18 protein-coding genes are annotated in these 17,889 nt (G+C 39.9%); 10 read left to right on the forward strand and 8 right to left on the reverse strand.

What is annotated here, in order from left to right; translation table 11 throughout:
- Window positions 1-167 precede the first annotated feature (167 nt).
- The gene (gene sbmA, locus SOI81_RS03270; RefSeq protein WP_262446526.1) at window positions 168-1,364 is read left to right on the forward strand and encodes a peptide antibiotic transporter SbmA; all 1,197 of its coding nucleotides are present in this window, start codon (window positions 168-170) and stop codon (window positions 1,362-1,364) included.
- A gap of 39 nt (window positions 1,365-1,403) precedes the next feature.
- Here sbmA and SOI81_RS03275 read toward each other — a convergent pair whose 3' ends face one another.
- Window positions 1,404-2,153 carry a DUF4850 domain-containing protein gene (locus tag SOI81_RS03275; RefSeq protein WP_239976696.1) on the reverse strand — a complete coding sequence of 250 codons (750 nt, stop codon included), beginning with the start codon at window positions 2,151-2,153 and terminating at the stop codon, window positions 1,404-1,406.
- A gap of 125 nt (window positions 2,154-2,278) precedes the next feature.
- On the opposite strand from SOI81_RS03275, the gene SOI81_RS03280 reads away from it, so the two are divergent.
- Window positions 2,279-3,343 carry a DUF1176 domain-containing protein gene (locus SOI81_RS03280; RefSeq protein WP_239976688.1) on the forward strand — a complete coding sequence of 355 codons (1,065 nt, stop codon included), beginning with the start codon at window positions 2,279-2,281 and terminating at the stop codon, window positions 3,341-3,343.
- An 83-nt stretch (window positions 3,344-3,426) separates the two neighbouring features.
- Window positions 3,427-3,945, forward strand: coding sequence for a hypothetical protein (locus SOI81_RS03285; protein ID WP_239976681.1), 519 nt, complete (start codon window positions 3,427-3,429; stop codon window positions 3,943-3,945).
- A 78-nt stretch (window positions 3,946-4,023) separates the two neighbouring features.
- On the opposite strand, the gene pfpI is transcribed toward SOI81_RS03285, so the two are convergent.
- The 4 genes from pfpI to gatC all read right to left on the reverse strand — a co-directional run bounded on the left by pfpI (window position 4,024) and on the right by gatC (window position 8,087).
- The gene (gene pfpI, locus SOI81_RS03290) at window positions 4,024-4,602 is read right to left on the reverse strand and encodes a DJ-1/PfpI family protein (RefSeq protein ID WP_239976679.1); all 579 of its coding nucleotides are present in this window, start codon (window positions 4,600-4,602) and stop codon (window positions 4,024-4,026) included.
- A 169-nt stretch (window positions 4,603-4,771) separates the two neighbouring features.
- Window positions 4,772-6,241: an Asp-tRNA(Asn)/Glu-tRNA(Gln) amidotransferase subunit GatB gene (gene gatB / locus SOI81_RS03295; RefSeq protein ID WP_000796643.1), complete on the reverse strand. Its 1,470-nt coding sequence runs from the start codon at window positions 6,239-6,241 to the stop codon at window positions 4,772-4,774.
- Entirely contained in the window at window positions 6,241-7,719 is a 1,479-nt protein-coding gene (gene gatA, locus SOI81_RS03300) for an Asp-tRNA(Asn)/Glu-tRNA(Gln) amidotransferase subunit GatA (RefSeq protein ID WP_239976677.1), read from the reverse strand. The genes gatB and gatA overlap by 1 nt, the downstream gene beginning before the upstream one ends.
- 53 nt (window positions 7,720-7,772) lie before the next feature.
- Window positions 7,773-8,087 (reverse strand): Asp-tRNA(Asn)/Glu-tRNA(Gln) amidotransferase subunit GatC, encoded by a 315-nt coding sequence (gene gatC / locus SOI81_RS03305; protein ID WP_000107699.1) that lies wholly within the window; start codon window positions 8,085-8,087, stop codon window positions 7,773-7,775.
- A gap of 133 nt (window positions 8,088-8,220) precedes the next feature.
- Between gatC and SOI81_RS03310 the strand changes: the two genes are divergently transcribed.
- The 6 genes from SOI81_RS03310 (at window position 8,221) to SOI81_RS03335 (ending at window position 13,042) form a co-directional block, all read left to right on the forward strand.
- On the forward strand, window positions 8,221-9,261 hold the full coding sequence (locus tag SOI81_RS03310; protein WP_000601379.1) for a rod shape-determining protein: 1,041 nt from the start codon (window positions 8,221-8,223) through the stop codon (window positions 9,259-9,261).
- A gap of 16 nt (window positions 9,262-9,277) precedes the next feature.
- The gene (gene mreC / locus SOI81_RS03315; RefSeq protein ID WP_016143153.1) at window positions 9,278-10,135 is read left to right on the forward strand and encodes a rod shape-determining protein MreC; all 858 of its coding nucleotides are present in this window, start codon (window positions 9,278-9,280) and stop codon (window positions 10,133-10,135) included.
- Complete coding sequence (gene mreD, locus SOI81_RS03320; RefSeq protein WP_002116279.1) at window positions 10,122-10,613, forward strand: rod shape-determining protein MreD; 492 nt, start codon at window positions 10,122-10,124, stop codon at window positions 10,611-10,613. The genes mreC and mreD overlap by 14 nt, the downstream gene beginning before the upstream one ends.
- Complete coding sequence (locus tag SOI81_RS03325; RefSeq protein ID WP_239976723.1) at window positions 10,601-11,161, forward strand: Maf-like protein; 561 nt, start codon at window positions 10,601-10,603, stop codon at window positions 11,159-11,161. Before mreD ends, SOI81_RS03325 begins: the two co-directional genes overlap by 13 nt.
- Window positions 11,162-11,274: 113 nt before the next feature.
- Window positions 11,275-12,729, forward strand: a complete 1,455-nt coding sequence (gene rng, locus SOI81_RS03330; protein WP_016143155.1) for a ribonuclease G — start codon at window positions 11,275-11,277, stop codon at window positions 12,727-12,729.
- Between the two features lie 139 nt (window positions 12,730-12,868).
- The gene (locus tag SOI81_RS03335; RefSeq protein ID WP_002116397.1) at window positions 12,869-13,042 is read left to right on the forward strand and encodes a PA1571 family protein; all 174 of its coding nucleotides are present in this window, start codon (window positions 12,869-12,871) and stop codon (window positions 13,040-13,042) included.
- Between the two features lie 29 nt (window positions 13,043-13,071).
- Here SOI81_RS03335 and SOI81_RS03340 read toward each other — a convergent pair whose 3' ends face one another.
- Both SOI81_RS03340 and cysH read right to left on the reverse strand, forming a co-directional pair.
- The gene (locus tag SOI81_RS03340; protein WP_239976669.1) at window positions 13,072-14,457 is read right to left on the reverse strand and encodes a WS/DGAT/MGAT family O-acyltransferase; all 1,386 of its coding nucleotides are present in this window, start codon (window positions 14,455-14,457) and stop codon (window positions 13,072-13,074) included.
- 171 nt (window positions 14,458-14,628) lie between these two features.
- A complete protein-coding gene (cysH, locus tag SOI81_RS03345; protein WP_239976662.1) occupies window positions 14,629-15,363 on the reverse strand; it encodes a phosphoadenylyl-sulfate reductase in 735 nt (244 codons plus the stop codon).
- Between the two features lie 184 nt (window positions 15,364-15,547).
- Between cysH and thrH the strand changes: the two genes are divergently transcribed.
- Window positions 15,548-16,165, forward strand: a complete 618-nt coding sequence (gene thrH / locus SOI81_RS03350) for a bifunctional phosphoserine phosphatase/homoserine phosphotransferase ThrH (RefSeq protein ID WP_016143158.1) — start codon at window positions 15,548-15,550, stop codon at window positions 16,163-16,165.
- A gap of 58 nt (window positions 16,166-16,223) precedes the next feature.
- On the opposite strand, the gene SOI81_RS03355 is transcribed toward thrH, so the two are convergent.
- Entirely contained in the window at window positions 16,224-17,654 is a 1,431-nt protein-coding gene (locus SOI81_RS03355; RefSeq protein ID WP_239967272.1) for an OmpP1/FadL family transporter, read from the reverse strand.
- Between the last annotated feature and the right edge of the window lie 235 nt (window positions 17,655-17,889).

Below are 17,889 nucleotides of genomic sequence, written 5' to 3' on the forward strand. Positions count from 1 at the left end.
GATTAAATTGCCAAAAAAGGGATTAATTTACAAAAAAACGATCAAATCCTTCAATGAAACAGGAAAAACTGACAATTCTCTAAACTTTACCCTTCACAATTTTAAGGTTTAGGTTTTAGTATTCCTTTCATTGTAAATTTGAAGAAATATAGGGATATCCACGCTCAATGTTCAAATCATTTTTTCCATCACCACGGTATTTTTTCATATCTGCGGTTGTTTGGATCGCCCTCAATATGGTGCTCTGGTATACAGGTGGAGATCACTGGGGGGAGTATTTAGGCTTTCCTCATGGTTATGCAGATGCTGAGTTGCCTATTGGAGTAAGCCGTTTTTGGTCGCCTGCTTTTCTATGGTTCTATCTTTGGTTTTTAATCTCTACGGCGCTTTTTGCTGGTTTTTGGAAAATTGTTTCTAATAATCCATGGCAACGTTGGTCAGTGTGGGGTTCGGCATTTATTTTGTTTAACATTTGGTTTGCTGTTCAGGCTAGCGTTGCGATTAATGCATGGTATGTACCATTTTGGGATTTAATCCAGAAAATGCTTTCGAGTGGAGGAGGAGACCTCTCGGCACTATATAGTGAAACAATGGTCTTTCTGTATATTGCTATGGTCGCCGTGACTCTTGCTGTGATTAATGCCTTTTTCACAAGCCATTATGTATTCCGCTGGCGTACAGCGATGAATGAATATTATACAGAGCATTGGGAAAAACTACGTCATGTTGAAGGTGCTTCGCAGCGTGTGCAAGAAGACACCATGCGCTTTGCAACAATTTTGGAAGATTTGGGAGTAGAGTTAGTAAAAGCGGTTATCACATTGATTGCGTTTTTACCTATTCTATTTCAACTCTCTAAACATGTTCCCGTTTTACCGATTGTGGGTGAGTTAAATCACTCTTTAGTATGGGCCGCAATAGTGTGGTCAGTTTTCGGTACTGTTCTATTGATGGTAGTAGGGATTAAGTTGCCAGGCTTGCAATTTAACAATCAGAAAGTAGAAGCGGCTTATCGTAAAGAATTAGTTTACGGTGAAGACCATGCTGATCGTGCAAAACCTGCTACCTTGCGTGAGTTATTTAGTAATGTACGTAAAAATTATTTCAGACTTTACTTCCATTATGCCTATTTTAATATGACAGCGATTTGGTATGGCCAACTTGATGTTTTATATAACTTGGTTGTCCTTTTCCCATCAATTGCTGCTGGTAAGCTCACATTAGGTTTAATTCAACAAATTGCAAATGTATTTGGTCGTGTACGTGAATCTTTTCAATATTTAATTAGTTCATGGAAAACAATTATTGAACTGCTTTCAATTTATAAGCGTTTAAAAGCCTTTGAGTCGATACTACACAAATAAAAGAAAACCCGCGAAAGCGGGTTTTTTATAAGCATTGGTTTAATGGGTCGCTTTATAAAAATTAAGAATAGGTCCAACTAAAGACTGCTGCGATTTATCTAAGGTGACTTGAATTTCTTTATAGTTAAAAGTGTCTTCATCATCATATTTTGCAATGCCGTGGGTTTGATTGTTCACTTGTGGAATTTGATAACTAAAAAAAGCGACTTTTTTAGAAGGGTGAACAATATTGATGAGTTTTTTTGAGTCTTTATAACCGCCAAACTCATTTTTAAGACTTTCTTTTAACAGTTCAGGAAAATAAAGTGTTGCATTTGGTAAGCCACACCCCACACAAAATGAAGAGTCATAAAGTTCTATTGCTTGTTTGTGGCCTGGACTCATGACTAGAGCAAAACCAGTTCCATTCGCACCTGTATTTGCTTGCACATCTTGCCAGTTTCTGGGAACGAGCACTAAACCTATTTCAGGTAATGCAAGAAGCTTGAGCTGCTTGGCATGTTGAGCATCGAGTTTAAAATTAAAACGGCAGCTTTTAGGCATGCATTTTTCAAAATCTTTAAGTAAACCATCCTCCATTGGGTTCTGTGCAGTAACCCCATAAAATGGAACTGTAACGCCGTTTAAAAACTTTGCCTCTCCTAGAGTGTAGAACTGATTATCTGCTTTGCGTGTCTCCACAGAGCTATAAAATTTGGGGAAATGAGGAGTAAAGCTTTTTACTTCTGCATAAGCAGTTGAAGTTAGACTGACCAATGCGGTACACAATAAAAAATTTAGTTTTTTCATTTTTAGAAAGTAATCAGTTTAAATTTTATCTAAATCTAGCATATTCTTTTAAACTAAACGGTAACTCAAAATTTTAAACTGTTTTTAACTTCATAATAAAAACAGACTAATAGAGATATGAAAAAATGAAAAACATACTTTCAATCTGCTGTTTGGCAGCCCTGAGTTCTTATAGTTTTGCTCAAGACATAAAAGGTATTTCATTTTCACACCAAGAGTGGGAAATCTCTTGTAGTAATACAGGTACATGTAAAGCCGCAGGATATCAAAACGAGGAAAATGGCAATAATCCAGCTTCAATTTTATTAACGCGTAAAGCAGGTCCGAAACAACCCGTACAAATTGAATTTGCTTTATCAGACTATGAACAAAGTTTGCCAGCTAATCAGCTTAAAAATATTCATTTTTATATAAATGGTAAAGATTTAGGCGCTGTGGTTGTAGATGGTGCTGAGTTGCCACTTATGGGTAAATTGAATAGCCCACAAGTCAACACTCTACTACAGCAGTCCAAACAGAAAATTGAAATTCTATTTAAAAATGCTCAGCATGAATGGAAAGTTTCTGATGCTGGAATGACTGCTGTGTTATTAAAAATGGATGATTTTCAGAAGCGTATCGGAACTGTTGGTGCTCTAGTTAAAAAGGGCAGCGCCAATGAAACCAAAGTGCTTATGCCTGAGCCAAAACTACTTGTTAAGCGGATTAAGACTTCAAACAAACCTTATTTAACTTTACAGCCTAAAAGTAAACAGTACCAAGCAATACATCGTAGTTTAATGGCAGCTAATCCGAATCCTAAAGAAGGCTTTTGTGAAGGAATTTATAGTGGTAATAGTGATAGAGCGGAACCACAAAAAATTGAGCTATATAAACTAACCAATAAGAAAGTTCTCGCGACTACGCTGTGTTGGAGAGGGGCTTATAACGAAGGGTATGGGGCTTGGGTGTTAGATGAGTCTTTAAATGGTAAGGCAATATTTGTGACTGAGTCCGCTTCAGATTTCGATAGCGGTATTATCAGTAGTGCTCAAAAGGGAAGAGGCATTGGAGACTGTTGGGCAAGTGAAGAATGGGTATGGGATGGCAAGAGTTTTGTACACACTAAAGATATGTGGACAGGGATGTGCAAAGGCTTGGCAGCAGGTGGGGTGTGGGAGCTTGATCGAATAGAGTCTGTGGTCAAATAAGTATTCTGCGGTTACAGAGTCATAACAGGTAACTTTAGTGACTCTATGATAAAAAGAACAGATTGTTTATTGGAGCTAGACCTATGTCACGTCATTTTTACGCTATTGCTCGCCGTAAGTTTTCACATCTGAGCCGTTCAATATGTGTAGCGGTTGCTGTACTGGGTAAAGCACAAGTTGCGATGGCGGGTCCAACAGTCGATCAACTCAGCGACTGTCTGGTGAAAGCGACAACAGCATCAGATAAAACAACTGTACTTCAATGGACATTTACGGCTTTAGCTGCCCATCCTGATTTAAAAGCATTTAGTAATGTAACGCCTGAGCAAAAGGATCAGTTAGACCAAAAACTGGCTCAGGTTTTACAACGTGTGATTGTTGAGCAATGTTCTGCTCAGACCAAAGCTGTAATTCAGGCTGAAGGTGTGAAAGCAGTTGGGGAAGCTTTTCAACAGTTAGGCCAAAGTGCGGGTGAAGATATTGTTAAAGACCCAGCCGTTAAACAACAGTTGCAAGGTACATTACGTTATATCGATTTAAATAAATTAGTGACAACGTTTTTAACACCAGAAATTTGGAATAAGTTGGGAATTACTAGATAAAAATCTGGTTTTCTATTTTGGTAATAAAGCCTGCTATCTAAGAGCAGGCTTTATTGTATTTGGGATAAAGAGATCTATTTAGATTGTAATCGTAGCCCCTAAAGCTTTCACAAATTGAGCTAACCAAGCTGGATGTGCAGGCCAAGCAGGTGCAGTCACCAAATGTCCATCTGTCACCGCTTCGGTAACAGCAATGTCTGCATATTGCCCACCTGCCAGTTTTACTTCGGCAGCACATGCTGGGTAAGCTGAGCAAAGGCGACCTTGTAATACATCTGCTGCAGCGAGTAATTGAGCGCCATGGCATACAGCTGCTATTGGTTTTTTCACTCTATCGAATTCACGTACAATTTCGATAACACGATCATTCATGCGTAAATACTCTGGTGCTCGACCACCCGGAATAACTAGACCTACATAGTCTTCGGTATTAACGGCATCGAAATCATAGTTAATGGCAAAGTTGTGACCGCGTTTCTCACTATAGGTTTGATCACCTTCAAAATCATGAATAGCCGTTGCAATATGCTCACCATTCTTTTTATTTGGGCAAACAGCATGCACGGTATAACCTAAACCATTTAAAAACTGAAAAGGAACCATAGTTTCATAGTCTTCAGCATAGTCACCGACTAACATTAAAATCTTTTTAGACATGATTTATCTCTCTTATTTAAAATATATGTGATTTCAATTTTTAATTTAAATTAGCACAATGAAAGTATGATTTTTAGCAAAAAGCACATTCTTTAGTCGAAGGATGTTTCATAAGGATGTAAAAAAAGCCCCGATAAATCGAGGCTTTTTTTTGAGTTAGCTAATGAAATTAACCAATCAATTTTTTCATTAATTCATTTACTTGAGCAGGGTTAGCTTTACCCTTAGACGCTTTCATGACTTGACCAACAAGACCGTTAAAGGCTTTTTCTTTACCGGACTTGTATTCTTCAACCATTTTTTCATTGGCTGCAAGTACTTCTTTAATGATTGCTTCAATTGCACCAGTGTCAGTTTCTTGCTTTAAGCCTTTTTCCGCAATAATGTCATCGGCAGATTTACCTTCCGATTCCCACATAAAGCCAAAGACTTGTTTAGCAATCTTACCGCTAATGGTGTTATCAACAATACGTGCAATCATGCCGCCAAGCTGTTCCGCAGAAACAGGTGAGTCTGCTAAGTCTAGGCCTGCTTTGTTTAATGCACCAGAGAATTCACCCATTACCCAGTTTGCAGATACTTTACCTTGCTTCGCACCGCCAGCCGCAGCAACAACAGCTTCATAGAAGTCTGCCATTTCGCGTGAGAGCGTAAGTACATGAGCATCGTATTCAGTTACACCAAAGTCTGCGATAAAGCGCGCACGGCGAGCAGCAGGGAGCTCTGGAAGTGCAGCGCGAGCAGCTTCGATTTGCTCATCTGCAATAATCACTGGTAACAAGTCTGGATCAGGGAAGTAGCGGTAGTCATTCGCTTCTTCTTTAGAACGCATAGAACGCGTTTCCATTTTGTTTGGATCGAACAAACGAGTTTCTTGGTCGATACTTCCGCCGTATTCCAAAATCTCCATTTGGCGTTCAATTTCAACGTTGATCGCTTGCTCAATGAAACGGAATGAGTTGAGGTTTTTAAGCTCACAGCGTGTACCAAATGGTTGGCCCGGACGGCGTAAAGACACGTTACAGTCGGCACGGAATGAACCTTCAGCCATGTTACCGTCAGAAATACCTAACCAGCGTACCAATGTGTGAATCGCTTTGATATAAGCAACCGCTTCTTCAACCGAACGCATATCTGGTTCAGAAACAATTTCAAGCAAAGGGGTACCAGCACGGTTTAAGTCAATGCCAGACATACCTTCAAATTGGTCATGAACAGATTTACCAGCATCTTCTTCAAGGTGTGCACGAGTTACACCAATACGTTTAGTCGTGCCATCTTCAAGTTGGATATCAATATGACCCAAGCCCACAATTGGGTTGTCCATTTGGCTAATTTGATAGCCTTTTGGTGAGTCAGGGTAGAAGTAGTTTTTACGTGCAAACACAGAAGCTTGGTCGATGTAAGCATCGATTCCTAAACCAAAGCGAATTGCAAGATCCACCACTTTTTCATTCAAAACAGGGAGTACACCCGGCATAGCCAAGTCGACAAGGCTCGCTTGTGTATTTGGGTCTTGACCAAATTCAGTCGATGAACCAGAGAAAATTTTAGAATTGGTTGCAAGCTGAGTGTGAATCTCGATACCAATAACGACTTCCCAACCGTCAATCAATTTCAACTTTTGAGCTTCAGCCATTATGCATTCTCCTCAGCAATTGCCGCACGTTGAGTATGGAAATCGGTGTTTTGTTGGTATTGATGAATAATCGATAACAATTGCGATTCTGACCAATAGTTACCAATCAACTGTAAGCCGACAGGCAAGCTGTCTTTATCGAAACCAACTGGAGCATTAATTGCTGGTAAGCCTGCTAAGTTCACTGCAAGTGTATAGATATCGCCTAAATACATTTCAGTTGGACTTAAGTTTGCACCAATCTTATATGCAGTTGTTGGTGCAGAAGGAGCAGCGATTACATCTATACTTTCAAATGCTTTTAAGAAGTCTTGTTGAATTAAACGACGTACTTTTTGAGCTTTCACATAGTAAGCATCGTAATAACCTGCAGAAAGCGCATATGTACCAATAAGGATACGACGTTGAACTTCTGGACCAAAACCTTCTGAACGAGAGCGTTTGTAAAGATCCATCAAGTCTGCTGGGTTTTCACAGCGGTAGCCGTAACGAACGCCATCGTAACGTGACAAGTTAGATGAGGCTTCTGCTGGCGCGATGAGGTAATACGTTGGTACATAGGCTTCAGTCATGTTGAGGTCAATTTCAACAAGCGTTGCGCCCATTTCTTCAAGTTTTTTCAAAGACTCTTCAACACGTGCTTTTACGTCTGCATCTAATCCTGCAACGTTAAAGTACTGTTTAGGAATACCAATACGTAAGCCTTTTATAGATGTGCCATTTAAGTTCGCAACGTAGTCATCAACTTCTTTTTTAACCGAAGTCGAGTCTTTTACATCATGGCCTGCAATTACATTCATGAGGTAAGCACAGTCTTCAGCAGAGCGTGCCATTGGACCTGCTTGGTCTAACGATGATGCATAAGCAATAATCCCGAAACGAGATACACGACCATAGGTTGGTTTTAGGCCTGTTAAACCACAGAAAGAAGCTGGTTGGCGAATTGAACCACCTGTATCAGTACCTGTAGCAAATGGTGCTAAATCAGCCGCTACAGCCGCAGCAGAACCACCTGATGAACCACCCGGAACATGGTCAAGTGCCCATGGGTTACTTGTTGCGCCAACATATGAGCTTTCAGAAGTTGAACCCATTGCAAACTCGTCCATGTTCACTTTACCTAAAGTGACAAGACCGGCTGCTTTAGTTTTTTCAACAACAGTTGCATCGTAAGGAGAAATGAAGTTGTCTAGTATTTTTGAACCGGCAGTTGTTTTAATGCCTTTGGTACAAAAGATATCTTTATGCGCAAGAGGAATACCCGTTAAAGCTGTTGCATTACCTGCTTTTAATGCTGCATCGGCAGCGTCGGCTTCAGCAAGCGCTTGTTCAGGCGTAACCGTCACGTAGCTTTTTACCAGTGGGTCAATTTTAGCAATACGTTGCAAATAATGTTCAGTCAGTTCGCGAGATGAAAACTTCGCTTGGCTTAAGCCCTCAGCAAGTTCACGAATTGATAAGCGATGTAAATCAGTCATGAGTAAAATTTCTTTACATTCAAAATAGGGAAGATGGGTTAATTGAGTAAAAGTTATTCAATCACGCGAGGAACAAGATACAAACCATCTTGAGTTGCAGGCGCAACTGCTTGGTATTCATCTCGATGATTGCTTTCAGTTACCACATCAGCACGTAAAGGTTGAGGATTGTCAAAAGGACTTTTCAAAGGTTCTACGCCTTCCGTATCAATGCCTTTTAAGGTTTCCATCATGCCTAAAATTTTATTTAGACTTTGAGCATATTCAGCAGATTGCGTATCATTGAGCGACAATCGAGCAAGATTGGCGATTGCTGAAACTGTTTGTGCATTTAAATCTGCTGAATGCTGTGCATCCGATGTAGACATAACATCACCTAATCAGTATTAAAAATTTTCAAAATATCGTGCGTTATAATAAGCGATTGACTTGTTCAAATCATCACATTTAGTTTAAAGTTGCCACCTTGCATCCACATGAAAGTTTAACTGAGAACGAACCGTGATTCTAAAACGACTAATTGGCTTGTTTTCGCCGGATCTAGCCATTGATTTAGGTACAGCAAATACACTTATTTATGCACCAGGCCGCGGCATTATATTAAATGAACCAACAGTTGTGGCAATTCGTCACAGTGGTTCACAAAAAATTGTTGCTGCTGTAGGTCTAGATGCTAAGCAAATGCTGGGCCGTACGCCTGCGAATATTTCTGCAATTCGTCCAATGAAAGACGGTGTAATTGCGGATTTTGAAGTGACTGAAACCATGTTGAATCAGTTTATTGGTAAAGTTCACGAAAAACGTTTGTTCCCACCTGCACCTCGTGTAGTTGTATGTGTACCATGTAAATCAACTTTGGTCGAGCGTCGTGCGATTCGCGAAGCAGTATTTAATGCTGGTGCCCGTGATGTTCGTTTGATTGAAGAGCCTATGGCTGCTGCAATTGGCGCAGGTATGCCAGTTGAACAAGCGTGTGGTTCTATGGTTGTGGATGTTGGTGGCGGTACGACTGAAATTGCAATTATTTCATTGCAAGGTTGTGTTTATGCTGACTCTTTACGCATCGGCGGTGATGTTTTTGATGAGCAAATCATCAATTATGTTCGTAAAGCTCACGGTTGTGTAATTGGTGAAACCACTGCTGAAATTATTAAAAAAGAAGTCGGTATGGCTGTTTCTGATGGTACGACATTAGAAATCGAAGTTCGTGGTCGTAACCTTGCAGAAGGTGTACCTCGTGCAATTACTGTAACTTCTGACGAAATTACTCAAGCAATCTCTGATCCATTACAAAGTATTGTAAGCGCTGTTAAATCGGCACTTGAGCAAACTCCTCCTGAACTTTCTTCTGATATTGCTGAGCGCGGTATTGTGTTGACAGGTGGTGGTGCGTTACTTCGTAACCTTGATAAATTATTAGCTCAAGAAACTGGTTTACCGGTTGTTGTTGCTGAAGATCCTCTTACTTGTGTAACCCGTGGTGGTGGTAAAGTATTGGAATTCTTTGACAATCCGAACCATGACATGCTTTTCGTCGGTTAAGTTTAAGGATTAGGCGGTGCAACCGAATATTTTTTCAAGACAGCCGCCATCTTTCCGCTCGTTCATTATTGCGGTCATTACATGCTTGGTTGTGCTGTTCTTTGATTGGCGCATGCCTTATGTAATTCAGCCAGCAAGGGATGTCTTGTACGCTGCATATAACCCAATTTATGCATTGGCCAGTTATCCAGTACTGTCGAGAGAATGGCTGAATCAACAAACAAAATCTGAAGCACAACTGCGTCGTGAAAATACCGCGATGCAGGCTGAGCTTTTACAAGCTCAAGTCCGCTTACAGAAGCTTTCTGAATTATCTGCTGAAAATACCCGTTTACGCGGACTTCTTGATACACCGTTAATTATTGATGGCCGTATGGAAATTGCCGAAGTGATTGGGACTGATGCAGATCCATTGCGTCATATCATCATTATTAACCGAGGCTCTATGGACCATATCAAGGTCGGACAAACGGTTTTGGATGATAAGGGGATTATGGGGCAGATCATCAATGTGTATCCTCATAGCTCACGTGTAATGTTGTTATCTGATAAAGAGCATTCACTGTCGGTACGACTTGAGCGTACAGGAATGCGAGCGATTGTTTCTGGTACAGGTGATTTAGGCCGTTTAAAAATGGAATATGTTCCGACCAGTGCTAATATTCTGGTGGGTGATAAAGTGTTTAGCTCAGGCTTGGGTGAACATTTCCCGGCAGGTTACGCTGTGGGTACAGTTGCCAAAATAAGACGTCATAATTCAGGTGAGTTTGCTGAAATTGATGTCACACCAGCAGCGCAATTAGCCACAGGGCACCATGTAGTTGTACTTTTCTCTGAGTCCTTAGCGAAGGAGCAGCCTTATGCCGATCGCTAAACTCAAACGAGAAAAGCGTAAAGACCCATTATGGGGAATTATTCTCTCCGTTATTGTGGGCTCTGTACTCATGGTTTACCCGCTATCCTATGATATTTCAGGCTGGCGACCATTATTCATGTTAATGATTATGCTATTTTGGGTAGTATGTCAGCCAACATGGTGTGGGGTTTGGTTCGCATTCGGGATGGGGATTTTTACAGACTTATTGCTTGATGCACCTTTAGGTCTCAATGCCTTAAGCTTTGTAATTGTGACTTTTCTTACTCGGTTTTTAATTCGGGAACGCCGTATTTTAACTTTTGTTAATTTATGGACGATAGCAACGCTGGTCATTATTGCCCACTTAGCTTTTATGTGGGTAACACAGACCATGGGCGGAATTCATTTTTCGATTGCTAGACATTGGCAACCTTTGATGACAAGTATTATCACGTGGCCAGTCGTCTATTATTGTTTGGCAAAATGGCGCATATAGTTTTAGCATCTAGCTCTCCTCGTCGGAAGGAGCTGTTACAACAATTGGGCTTGGATTTTGAAATCTATAGTCCTGATATTGATGAGTCGGTACATGAAAATGAGCTGGTTCATCATTATGTTGAACGTTTAGCTAGAGAAAAGGCACAAACCGTATTGAAGCTTTTTCCAGATGCAATTGTTATTGCTGCTGATACAAGTCTAGGACTTGATGGTCAAATTATTGGTAAGCCTGAATCGAAAAAGCATGCCTTTGAAATTTGGAAAAAATTGTCTGGACGTTGGCACGATGTTTTTTCTGGACTATGCGTTGCGAATCAACAACAAATGTTAAGTCAGGTAGTGCAAACACAAGTTGAGTTCCAGCACCTGACTACACAAGATATGGAAGATTATTGGACCACAGGTGAGCCTGTTGGAAAGGCGGGTGGGTACGCAATTCAAGGAATTGCCTCGCAATATATTCCCCAAATTCAAGGAAGTTATAGTAATGTGGTAGGACTTCCTTTATACGAATTTGCACAGTTATTAAAAAGAGTAAAGAAATAAGGGGTTGTTATCATTCTTAAGTGAATAGCATTGTCGACGAACACTAGACAAAGTTAAAGTTAACAGCTTCTCTGACTCTTTAATAAAAATTTTATAATGCTTTGAGTTTATGTATGTCAGAAGAACTACTTATTAATGTCACGCCTATGGAGTGTCGGGTGGCATTAATCGAAAATGGAACTGTTAATGAGCTGTATGTCGAGCGTACAGTCAAGCGCGGTCTAGTCGGCAATATTTACAAAGGTAAAGTAGTACGAGTGCTTCCGGGCATGCAAGCTGCTTTTGTGGATATTGGTCTGTCTCGAACAGCCTTTTTACATATCAATGATATGGTTTGGCCTCGTTCGCAGCCTACCCCAAATGTCTTTGAATTATTACATCCTGGACAAACCCTTACTGTCCAAGTTATGAAAGATATGTTGGGTACAAAAGGTGCACGTCTAAGTACAGACCTTTCAATTCCTTCTCGCTATTTGGTTCTCATGCCATATGGAAATCATATTGGTGTTTCGCAGCGTATTGAATCAGAAGAAGAGCGAGAGCGACTACGTAATATTATTGAAAGTATTCAAGCAGAACATAATTTACCCGGTAGTGTGATTGTCCGTACAGCTGCCGAAGGTGTGGATGAGGCAGAAATCGCACAAGACATGTGCTATTTGAGTAAGTTATGGGAATACATTCAGCGTAAGCAGACTGATGTTGCTGTCCCTTCATTAATTTTTGAAGAACTTCCGTTACCTCAACGTATTATTCGCGACTTAGCGAGCGAAGAAACGGCAAAGATTTATGTCGATTCGCGAGAGATTCATGCAAAGTTGCTTGAATTTGTAGAAGAATTTGTTCCGAATATGAAGAGTCGTCTCATCCATTATCCGGGTGAGCGACCGCTATTTGATCTTTACAATGTTGAAGAAGATATTCAAAAAGCCTTGCAAACCCGCGTAGCTTTGAAGTCGGGCGGCTATCTGATGATTGACCAGACTGAAGCCATGACAACGATTGACGTTAACACGGGTTCATATGTCGGTGGTCGTAGTCTTGAAGACACGGTTTTTAAAACCAATATGGAAGCGACTCAAGTTATTGCGCGTCAACTTAGACTACGTAATTTGGGTGGTATTCTCATTATTGATTTTATTGACATGCAAGAAGCAACTCACCGTGAAGAGGTGATGCGTCAGTTTGAAAAAATGCTTGAGCGAGATCACGCTAAGACCAAAATTACTCAAGTGTCAGAACTTGGACTGGTCGAAATGACGCGTAAACGAACTCGTGAATCGTTAGAACATTTGTTATGTGAATCTTGTCCAACGTGTCAGGGACGTGGTTTTGTCAAAACAGCAGAGACAGTGTGTTACGAAATATTTCGTGAGATATTGCGTTATACCCGCGCATTCGAGTCAACGAGTGGCTTTACTGTTGTTGCGCATCCTTCTGTGATTGACCGATTATTAACAGCAGAAGCACCAGCAGTAGCAGATTTAGAGCATTTTATTAACCGTGTTATTAAATTTCAGGTCGAAAATTTATATACGCAAGAGCAATACGATATCATTTTAAGTTAAAGTTGTAACAAGATATCGCTTAATCCTTGTTACAACTGAAATTTTACTTTCATTCATGAATTTTAAATACTACTTACATACAGTAGCCGTAGACGTTCTCCCTATTAAACGTCTTAGCAAACAATAAGAGGTATAACCCATGAATGTAAGTGAAAACTTAATTAGCAACGGTCTTAAACATGTTTTAGAAAGCACGCCAGTAAATAGCTGCTATATGTTGAATGACCAAGGTAAAGAAGTACCGATCACAACTGCAATGATTCGTTCAGTATGTCATCAGTTACTTAACCAGTGCCGCACAATCAAAAAATAAGGGGCCAATTTAAAGCCCCTTAATTTTTTCTAACTTGCTGAATGATGTTTCATTTGTTTCTCTGCAATAATTTCTTCAAAACGTTGAATCTCATCTTCTAAATGAGTCAAAAGGTTTTGCATTTTCGGCAAAGCATTTCGACAAGCTGTTAATCCAACTTCAAGCTTATCTAAATAACTGGTCATGGTAATGTTTAGAGCTTGTCCGTCCATGACAATCGAAGCAGGGTAAAGAGCGTCTAGTTTCGCGCCATTCCAATAAAGCGGCTCACGTGGTCCTGGTACATTGGAAATCACTAAATTGAATGCCTGACGCTTAGGAAGCATTCCTGACATGATGTTTAATCCTGCCGGTCCATAAACAACAGCACTATAGTTTAAAATTTCATTCGCAGTCATTCGACTAAAGCGCTGCTTTGAGTTTTGCATGCTACGGCGAATGATTTCTAGACGTTCTAACGGTTGATCTTTATGGGTCCCTAAATTTGCCAAAATCATGGTAATTCGGTTGCTTACGTCAGAATCATCTGTACGTAATGAAGCTGGAACCATGGCAATCAGTGGCTTTTTAGGTAAGCTGTTTTGGCTAATCAAATATTCACGTAAAGCACCTGAACATACAGCCAGCACAACATCATTAATCGTTACGCCTAATGCTTTTGAAATTTTTCTAAGGCGGCTCAGTTCAAATGATTGGGCCGCAAAACGACGTGAAGCACTGACTCTTTGGTTTAAAATAGAAACTGGTGCCTGAAAGGTAGAAACATAATCAGGATTTTTGCCCATTTCTTTGAAGATTGTCTGAGATAGCTCTTGCATGACTTTCGGAGCGATATCGAGTTGGGACTTAATTCCACCTAAAATACTTTTAATTTTACTTGTACTTGGCGTCGGTACTTTTAGGCGTTTAGTTCTTTTGCTCTCAACACACCATAAAGGAACAACATGTTTTTCTTCTGGTGTTTTTGATAGAGATTTCTCAATCAAACGCATACCAGCAACACCGTCGACCATTGCATGATGGATTTTAAAATACATGGCAAAGCGGTTGCCTTCGATTCCTTCAATAATGTCACAAGTCCAAAGAGGCTTGGCACGGTCAATTAGTGAGCTATGCTGCTGTGAAATATAAACCAGAAGTTCGCGAATACGGCCAGGATGAGGCAGAGCAATGTGGCGAAAGTGATGATCGATATCGAACTCTTCATCTTCATCCCAAAATAAGCCATTTAAACGGTTATTGAAGGGAGGAATAGGAATACTTTTTGAGCGTCTAATATCTTCTACTAAATCATGTACAAAGGTTTCTGGTGCATTTTCAGGAATTTCAAATAAAAATAATCCACCGACATGCATGGGTTGCTGTCTTTTTTCAAGTGACAGAAAAATGAAATCAATTGGGTGTAATGGACGCATAAATCATTGTGCCTCATGCATTTTTCTAAGAAGCCCTTATATGAGCTCTTATTAGAATTATAGAACCGTAAAATTAAGTATATAGCGTTTAGAGTAGAGAAAATATGACTTTGTGTACGCAACATGACACAAAAAAAACCACTGATTTACCAGTGGTTTTTTGATAATAAATTACTTTTTCATATTACCTGCATGTAATCCACATTCTTTTTGAGTGGCTTCTTCCCACCACCAGCGACCTTCACGCTCATGTTGGTTTGGTAATACAGGTCGAGTACATGGTTCACATCCAATAGAAACGAAACCGCGCTCATGAAGAGGGTTATATGGAATTTCCATCATACGGATGTAGCTCCATACCTCAGCACTTGTCCAATTCGCTAGAGGATTATATTTAATGAGTTGCTTACCTGGACCAGAGAAGCCCGCATCAGCTTGTACGACCGGAATTTCTGTACGCGTACCAGGGCTTTGATCTTTACGTTGACCGGTAATCCAGCCATCTAAAGTCGCAAGTTTTTTACGTAAAGGCTGAACTTTTCGGATACCGCAACATTCTTGGTGCCCATCTGTAAAAAAGCTAAATAAACCTTTTTCGTTGACCATGGTTTGGACAGCTTCAGATTCAGGGAAACAAATTTCGATATTGATATTGTAGTGTTTACGGACAGTTTCAATAAATTGATAGGTTTCAGCGTGGAGTCGGCCAGTATCAAGACTAAACACACGGAAAGGCTTACCTAAACGTGAAGCAATATCAATTAAAACAACATCTTCTGCTCCCGAAAACGAAATCGCAATTTCACCTTGTTGGCTTAAGGCAAGTTCTAAAATTTCTCGAGGGCTTTTGGTTGCATACTCAGCAGCAAGAGCATCTACGATATCAATAGTCGGAATAACGGTCATGTGTGTTCCTGGCAAAAGGCTTGGGCGCATTGATTTATGAAAAATATTCTAAAGGATAGTTGATAAAGTGCTTAGCACTTTAATTTCGAAACTTATGAATAAAATTGATTTGATCAATAACAACGCAAAACTGAAAATCTTAATGGTATGATACAGCAATTTTTAACCAACGTTGGAAGCATTCATGGAAATCGTATGCCTAGATCTGGAAGGGGTTTTAGTTCCTGAAATCTGGATCAATTTCGCAAAAAAAACAGGGATTAAAGAACTAGAAGCAACAACTCGTGATATTCCGGATTATGATGTTTTAATGACTCAGCGCCTTAATATCTTAAAACAACACGGTTTAGGCTTAAATGACATTCAAGAAGTTATTGCTGAGATGGGGCCATTACCGGGGGCAAAAGAATTCGTTGAATGGGTGAGCACTCATTTCCAACTTGTGATCTTGTCAGATACCTTCTATGAGTTTGCTCATCCTTTGATGAAGCAATTGGGTTGGCCAACCATTTTCTGTCATAAATTAGAGACAGATGAAGAAGGAATGATTACGGCTTATAAGTTACGTCAGCCAGATCAAAAACGCGAATCGGTTAAGGCACTGCATGGCTTAAATTTCCGAGTAATCGCAGCTGGCGATTCGTATAACGATACAACCATGCTTGGTGAAGCGGACCATGGTTTCTTATTTGATGCGCCAGAAAACGTGATTGCTGAGTTTCCACAGTTTCCTGCTATCCGCGGATATGATGCATTAAAAGAAGCAATCCGTTCGGTTTCACAGCGTACAATCCCTGCTTAAGAATAAATCATAAAAAAGGCGCTTTAAGCGCCTTTTTTATATGAATGAGTTTTGAAACTTAGAATTTATAACCAAGTTTTAAACCATAAGCGATTGCATTGTTGTCAGAGAAGTCTGCAACATATTGATCGCTACCAGCTTGTGCGCCTGTTTGAGCTTTAGCATCACCCAGCCAGAAATATTTTACACCGCCAGCAAGGAAGGTTTGTGGAGTAGGGCTATATTGAAGACCTAAACCTACGTTCCAATAACCTTCAGTTGGGCCTAAGGTTGTTACAGGGTTACCTGCGCCAGAGTCCCAACCCACAGAAACGTTACCCGCCCACTTGTCGCTAAGTTTACGACCAACACCGGCGTTAACAGACCATTGGTCATCAGAATATTCAACTAAGTTAAAACCATTTGGACGTCCAACAAGTCCACCTACAGCTTCTGAAACTTTACCAAATTTATATGGCTGGATAGAGAAGTCTTTCCAGTTTACCCATCGTACATTCGCGAATGCTACTGTATTTGCCATGATACCTGTTTGGAAATCAAGGTTTACAGATTGAGGGGTAGTAATTGTAGTTTTGCCTTCTGAATTAATAGCTTGAAGTTTAGATGCAGGTACTTCTAAACCAGCGAGCACAGAAGTAAGACCTGGGAAATTTAATAAAGATAAGTCTTCATTAATATTGGTTTTATGGTCGATTTCAGAACGATAAGTTAAAGATGCTTTAAGCGCAATTTCTGGAATTTGATAAGCTGCACCTGCTAACCAACCTACACCAGTAGTTTCTTTAATATTCGCATCATAACCATTGTAAAGGCTATAAGCTTGACCTCGAAGACTTACATTACCTTTAACGGTTTGTAATACAGGACCTGCATAGAAGTTAAAGTTTTGATTCGGTTGGAAGCCAAAAACAAAAGATAAGTTTTGAGTATCTACCTCAACTTTAGTTCCGCCAGTACCTAAATATCCATTAGCCGCTGCCAAAGCGCCAGCTAATGTTTTAAAACTGTCACTTGCTAGAATTTGGCCCTTTGCACCAGTTAATGTTTGTTCATTAACTGGTATACCTTTTGATTCTAATAATTGGATTGCTTTTTTAGTAACAATCCCGTCAATTGCACCAGCTGATAAAACTGAGTCAGAACCTGGATTTGAAACGAATGCATTATTACCTGAGTATTCTGCATCCGAACCAAATGGTTGATCGTAAAGTAAACCAAAAGAGAATTTATCGTTAAGTTGTAGTTTTAAGGCTGCACTTGGGAAAAAATAATCATCGGCCATATCACCAATATTACGATTTGTTGTGCTTGATCCTGCTTCTTTACCCGCTACATCTGGGTCTAGAATAGAAATACCCGCTTCAAAGTAGTTTCCAGGCTGCAAAAATGCAGACATTGATTGTCCAGAGCGATCCAATGCTGCTGCAAAAACCCCAGTTGCAGGCAGCGTTGCTAAAATCATTGCAGTGCTCAGATGTTTTAATTTCATTTTAATCTTTCCTTGAACTTCAAGACATTTTTTTAAAAGTAACAGAGTTAAACCGTTTAAACTGTGTTGCCTTCAAAGCTCCTAATTACAAGTAATAGAAGCTTTGATAACTCCATGTAACAAAAATAGCATAATTACAATAAGAGTAAATCTGTTATATGAACTGAGGAGTACTCACTTTTTATACAAATAGTACCGATAATGAATGAAATATGAAGGAATATTTTCATTATTA

The organism is Acinetobacter pittii (assembly GCF_034067285.1).
In the GTDB taxonomy this organism is placed as follows: Bacteria; Pseudomonadota; Gammaproteobacteria; order Pseudomonadales; family Moraxellaceae; genus Acinetobacter; species Acinetobacter pittii_E.

Bases quoted from the DNA above. Each gene is read 5' to 3' on its own strand.
- SOI81_RS03275 (WP_239976696.1), bottom strand. From the start codon at position 2,153: ATGAAAAAACTAAATTTTTTATTGTGTACCGCATTGGTCAGTCTAACT.
- rng (WP_016143155.1), top strand. From the start codon at position 11,275: ATGTCAGAAGAACTACTTATTAATGTCACGCCTATGGAGTGTCGGGTG.
- SOI81_RS03340 (WP_239976669.1), bottom strand. From the start codon at position 14,457: ATGCGTCCATTACACCCAATTGATTTCATTTTTCTGTCACTTGAAAAA.
- SOI81_RS03285 (WP_239976681.1), top strand. From the start codon at position 3,427: ATGTCACGTCATTTTTACGCTATTGCTCGCCGTAAGTTTTCACATCTG.
- sbmA (WP_262446526.1), top strand. From the start codon at position 168: ATGTTCAAATCATTTTTTCCATCACCACGGTATTTTTTCATATCTGCG.
- gatB (WP_000796643.1), bottom strand. From the start codon at position 6,241: ATGGCTGAAGCTCAAAAGTTGAAATTGATTGACGGTTGGGAAGTCGTT.
- gatC (WP_000107699.1), bottom strand. From the start codon at position 8,087: ATGTCTACATCGGATGCACAGCATTCAGCAGATTTAAATGCACAAACA.
- SOI81_RS03355 (WP_239967272.1), bottom strand. From the start codon at position 17,654: ATGAAATTAAAACATCTGAGCACTGCAATGATTTTAGCAACGCTGCCT.
- gatA (WP_239976677.1), bottom strand. From the start codon at position 7,719: ATGACTGATTTACATCGCTTATCAATTCGTGAACTTGCTGAGGGCTTA.
- cysH (WP_239976662.1), bottom strand. From the start codon at position 15,363: ATGACCGTTATTCCGACTATTGATATCGTAGATGCTCTTGCTGCTGAG.
- SOI81_RS03335 (WP_002116397.1), top strand. From the start codon at position 12,869: ATGAATGTAAGTGAAAACTTAATTAGCAACGGTCTTAAACATGTTTTA.
- pfpI (WP_239976679.1), bottom strand. From the start codon at position 4,602: ATGTCTAAAAAGATTTTAATGTTAGTCGGTGACTATGCTGAAGACTAT.
- mreD (WP_002116279.1), top strand. From the start codon at position 10,122: ATGCCGATCGCTAAACTCAAACGAGAAAAGCGTAAAGACCCATTATGG.
- SOI81_RS03325 (WP_239976723.1), top strand. From the start codon at position 10,601: ATGGCGCATATAGTTTTAGCATCTAGCTCTCCTCGTCGGAAGGAGCTG.
- thrH (WP_016143158.1), top strand. From the start codon at position 15,548: ATGGAAATCGTATGCCTAGATCTGGAAGGGGTTTTAGTTCCTGAAATC.
- SOI81_RS03280 (WP_239976688.1), top strand. From the start codon at position 2,279: ATGAAAAACATACTTTCAATCTGCTGTTTGGCAGCCCTGAGTTCTTAT.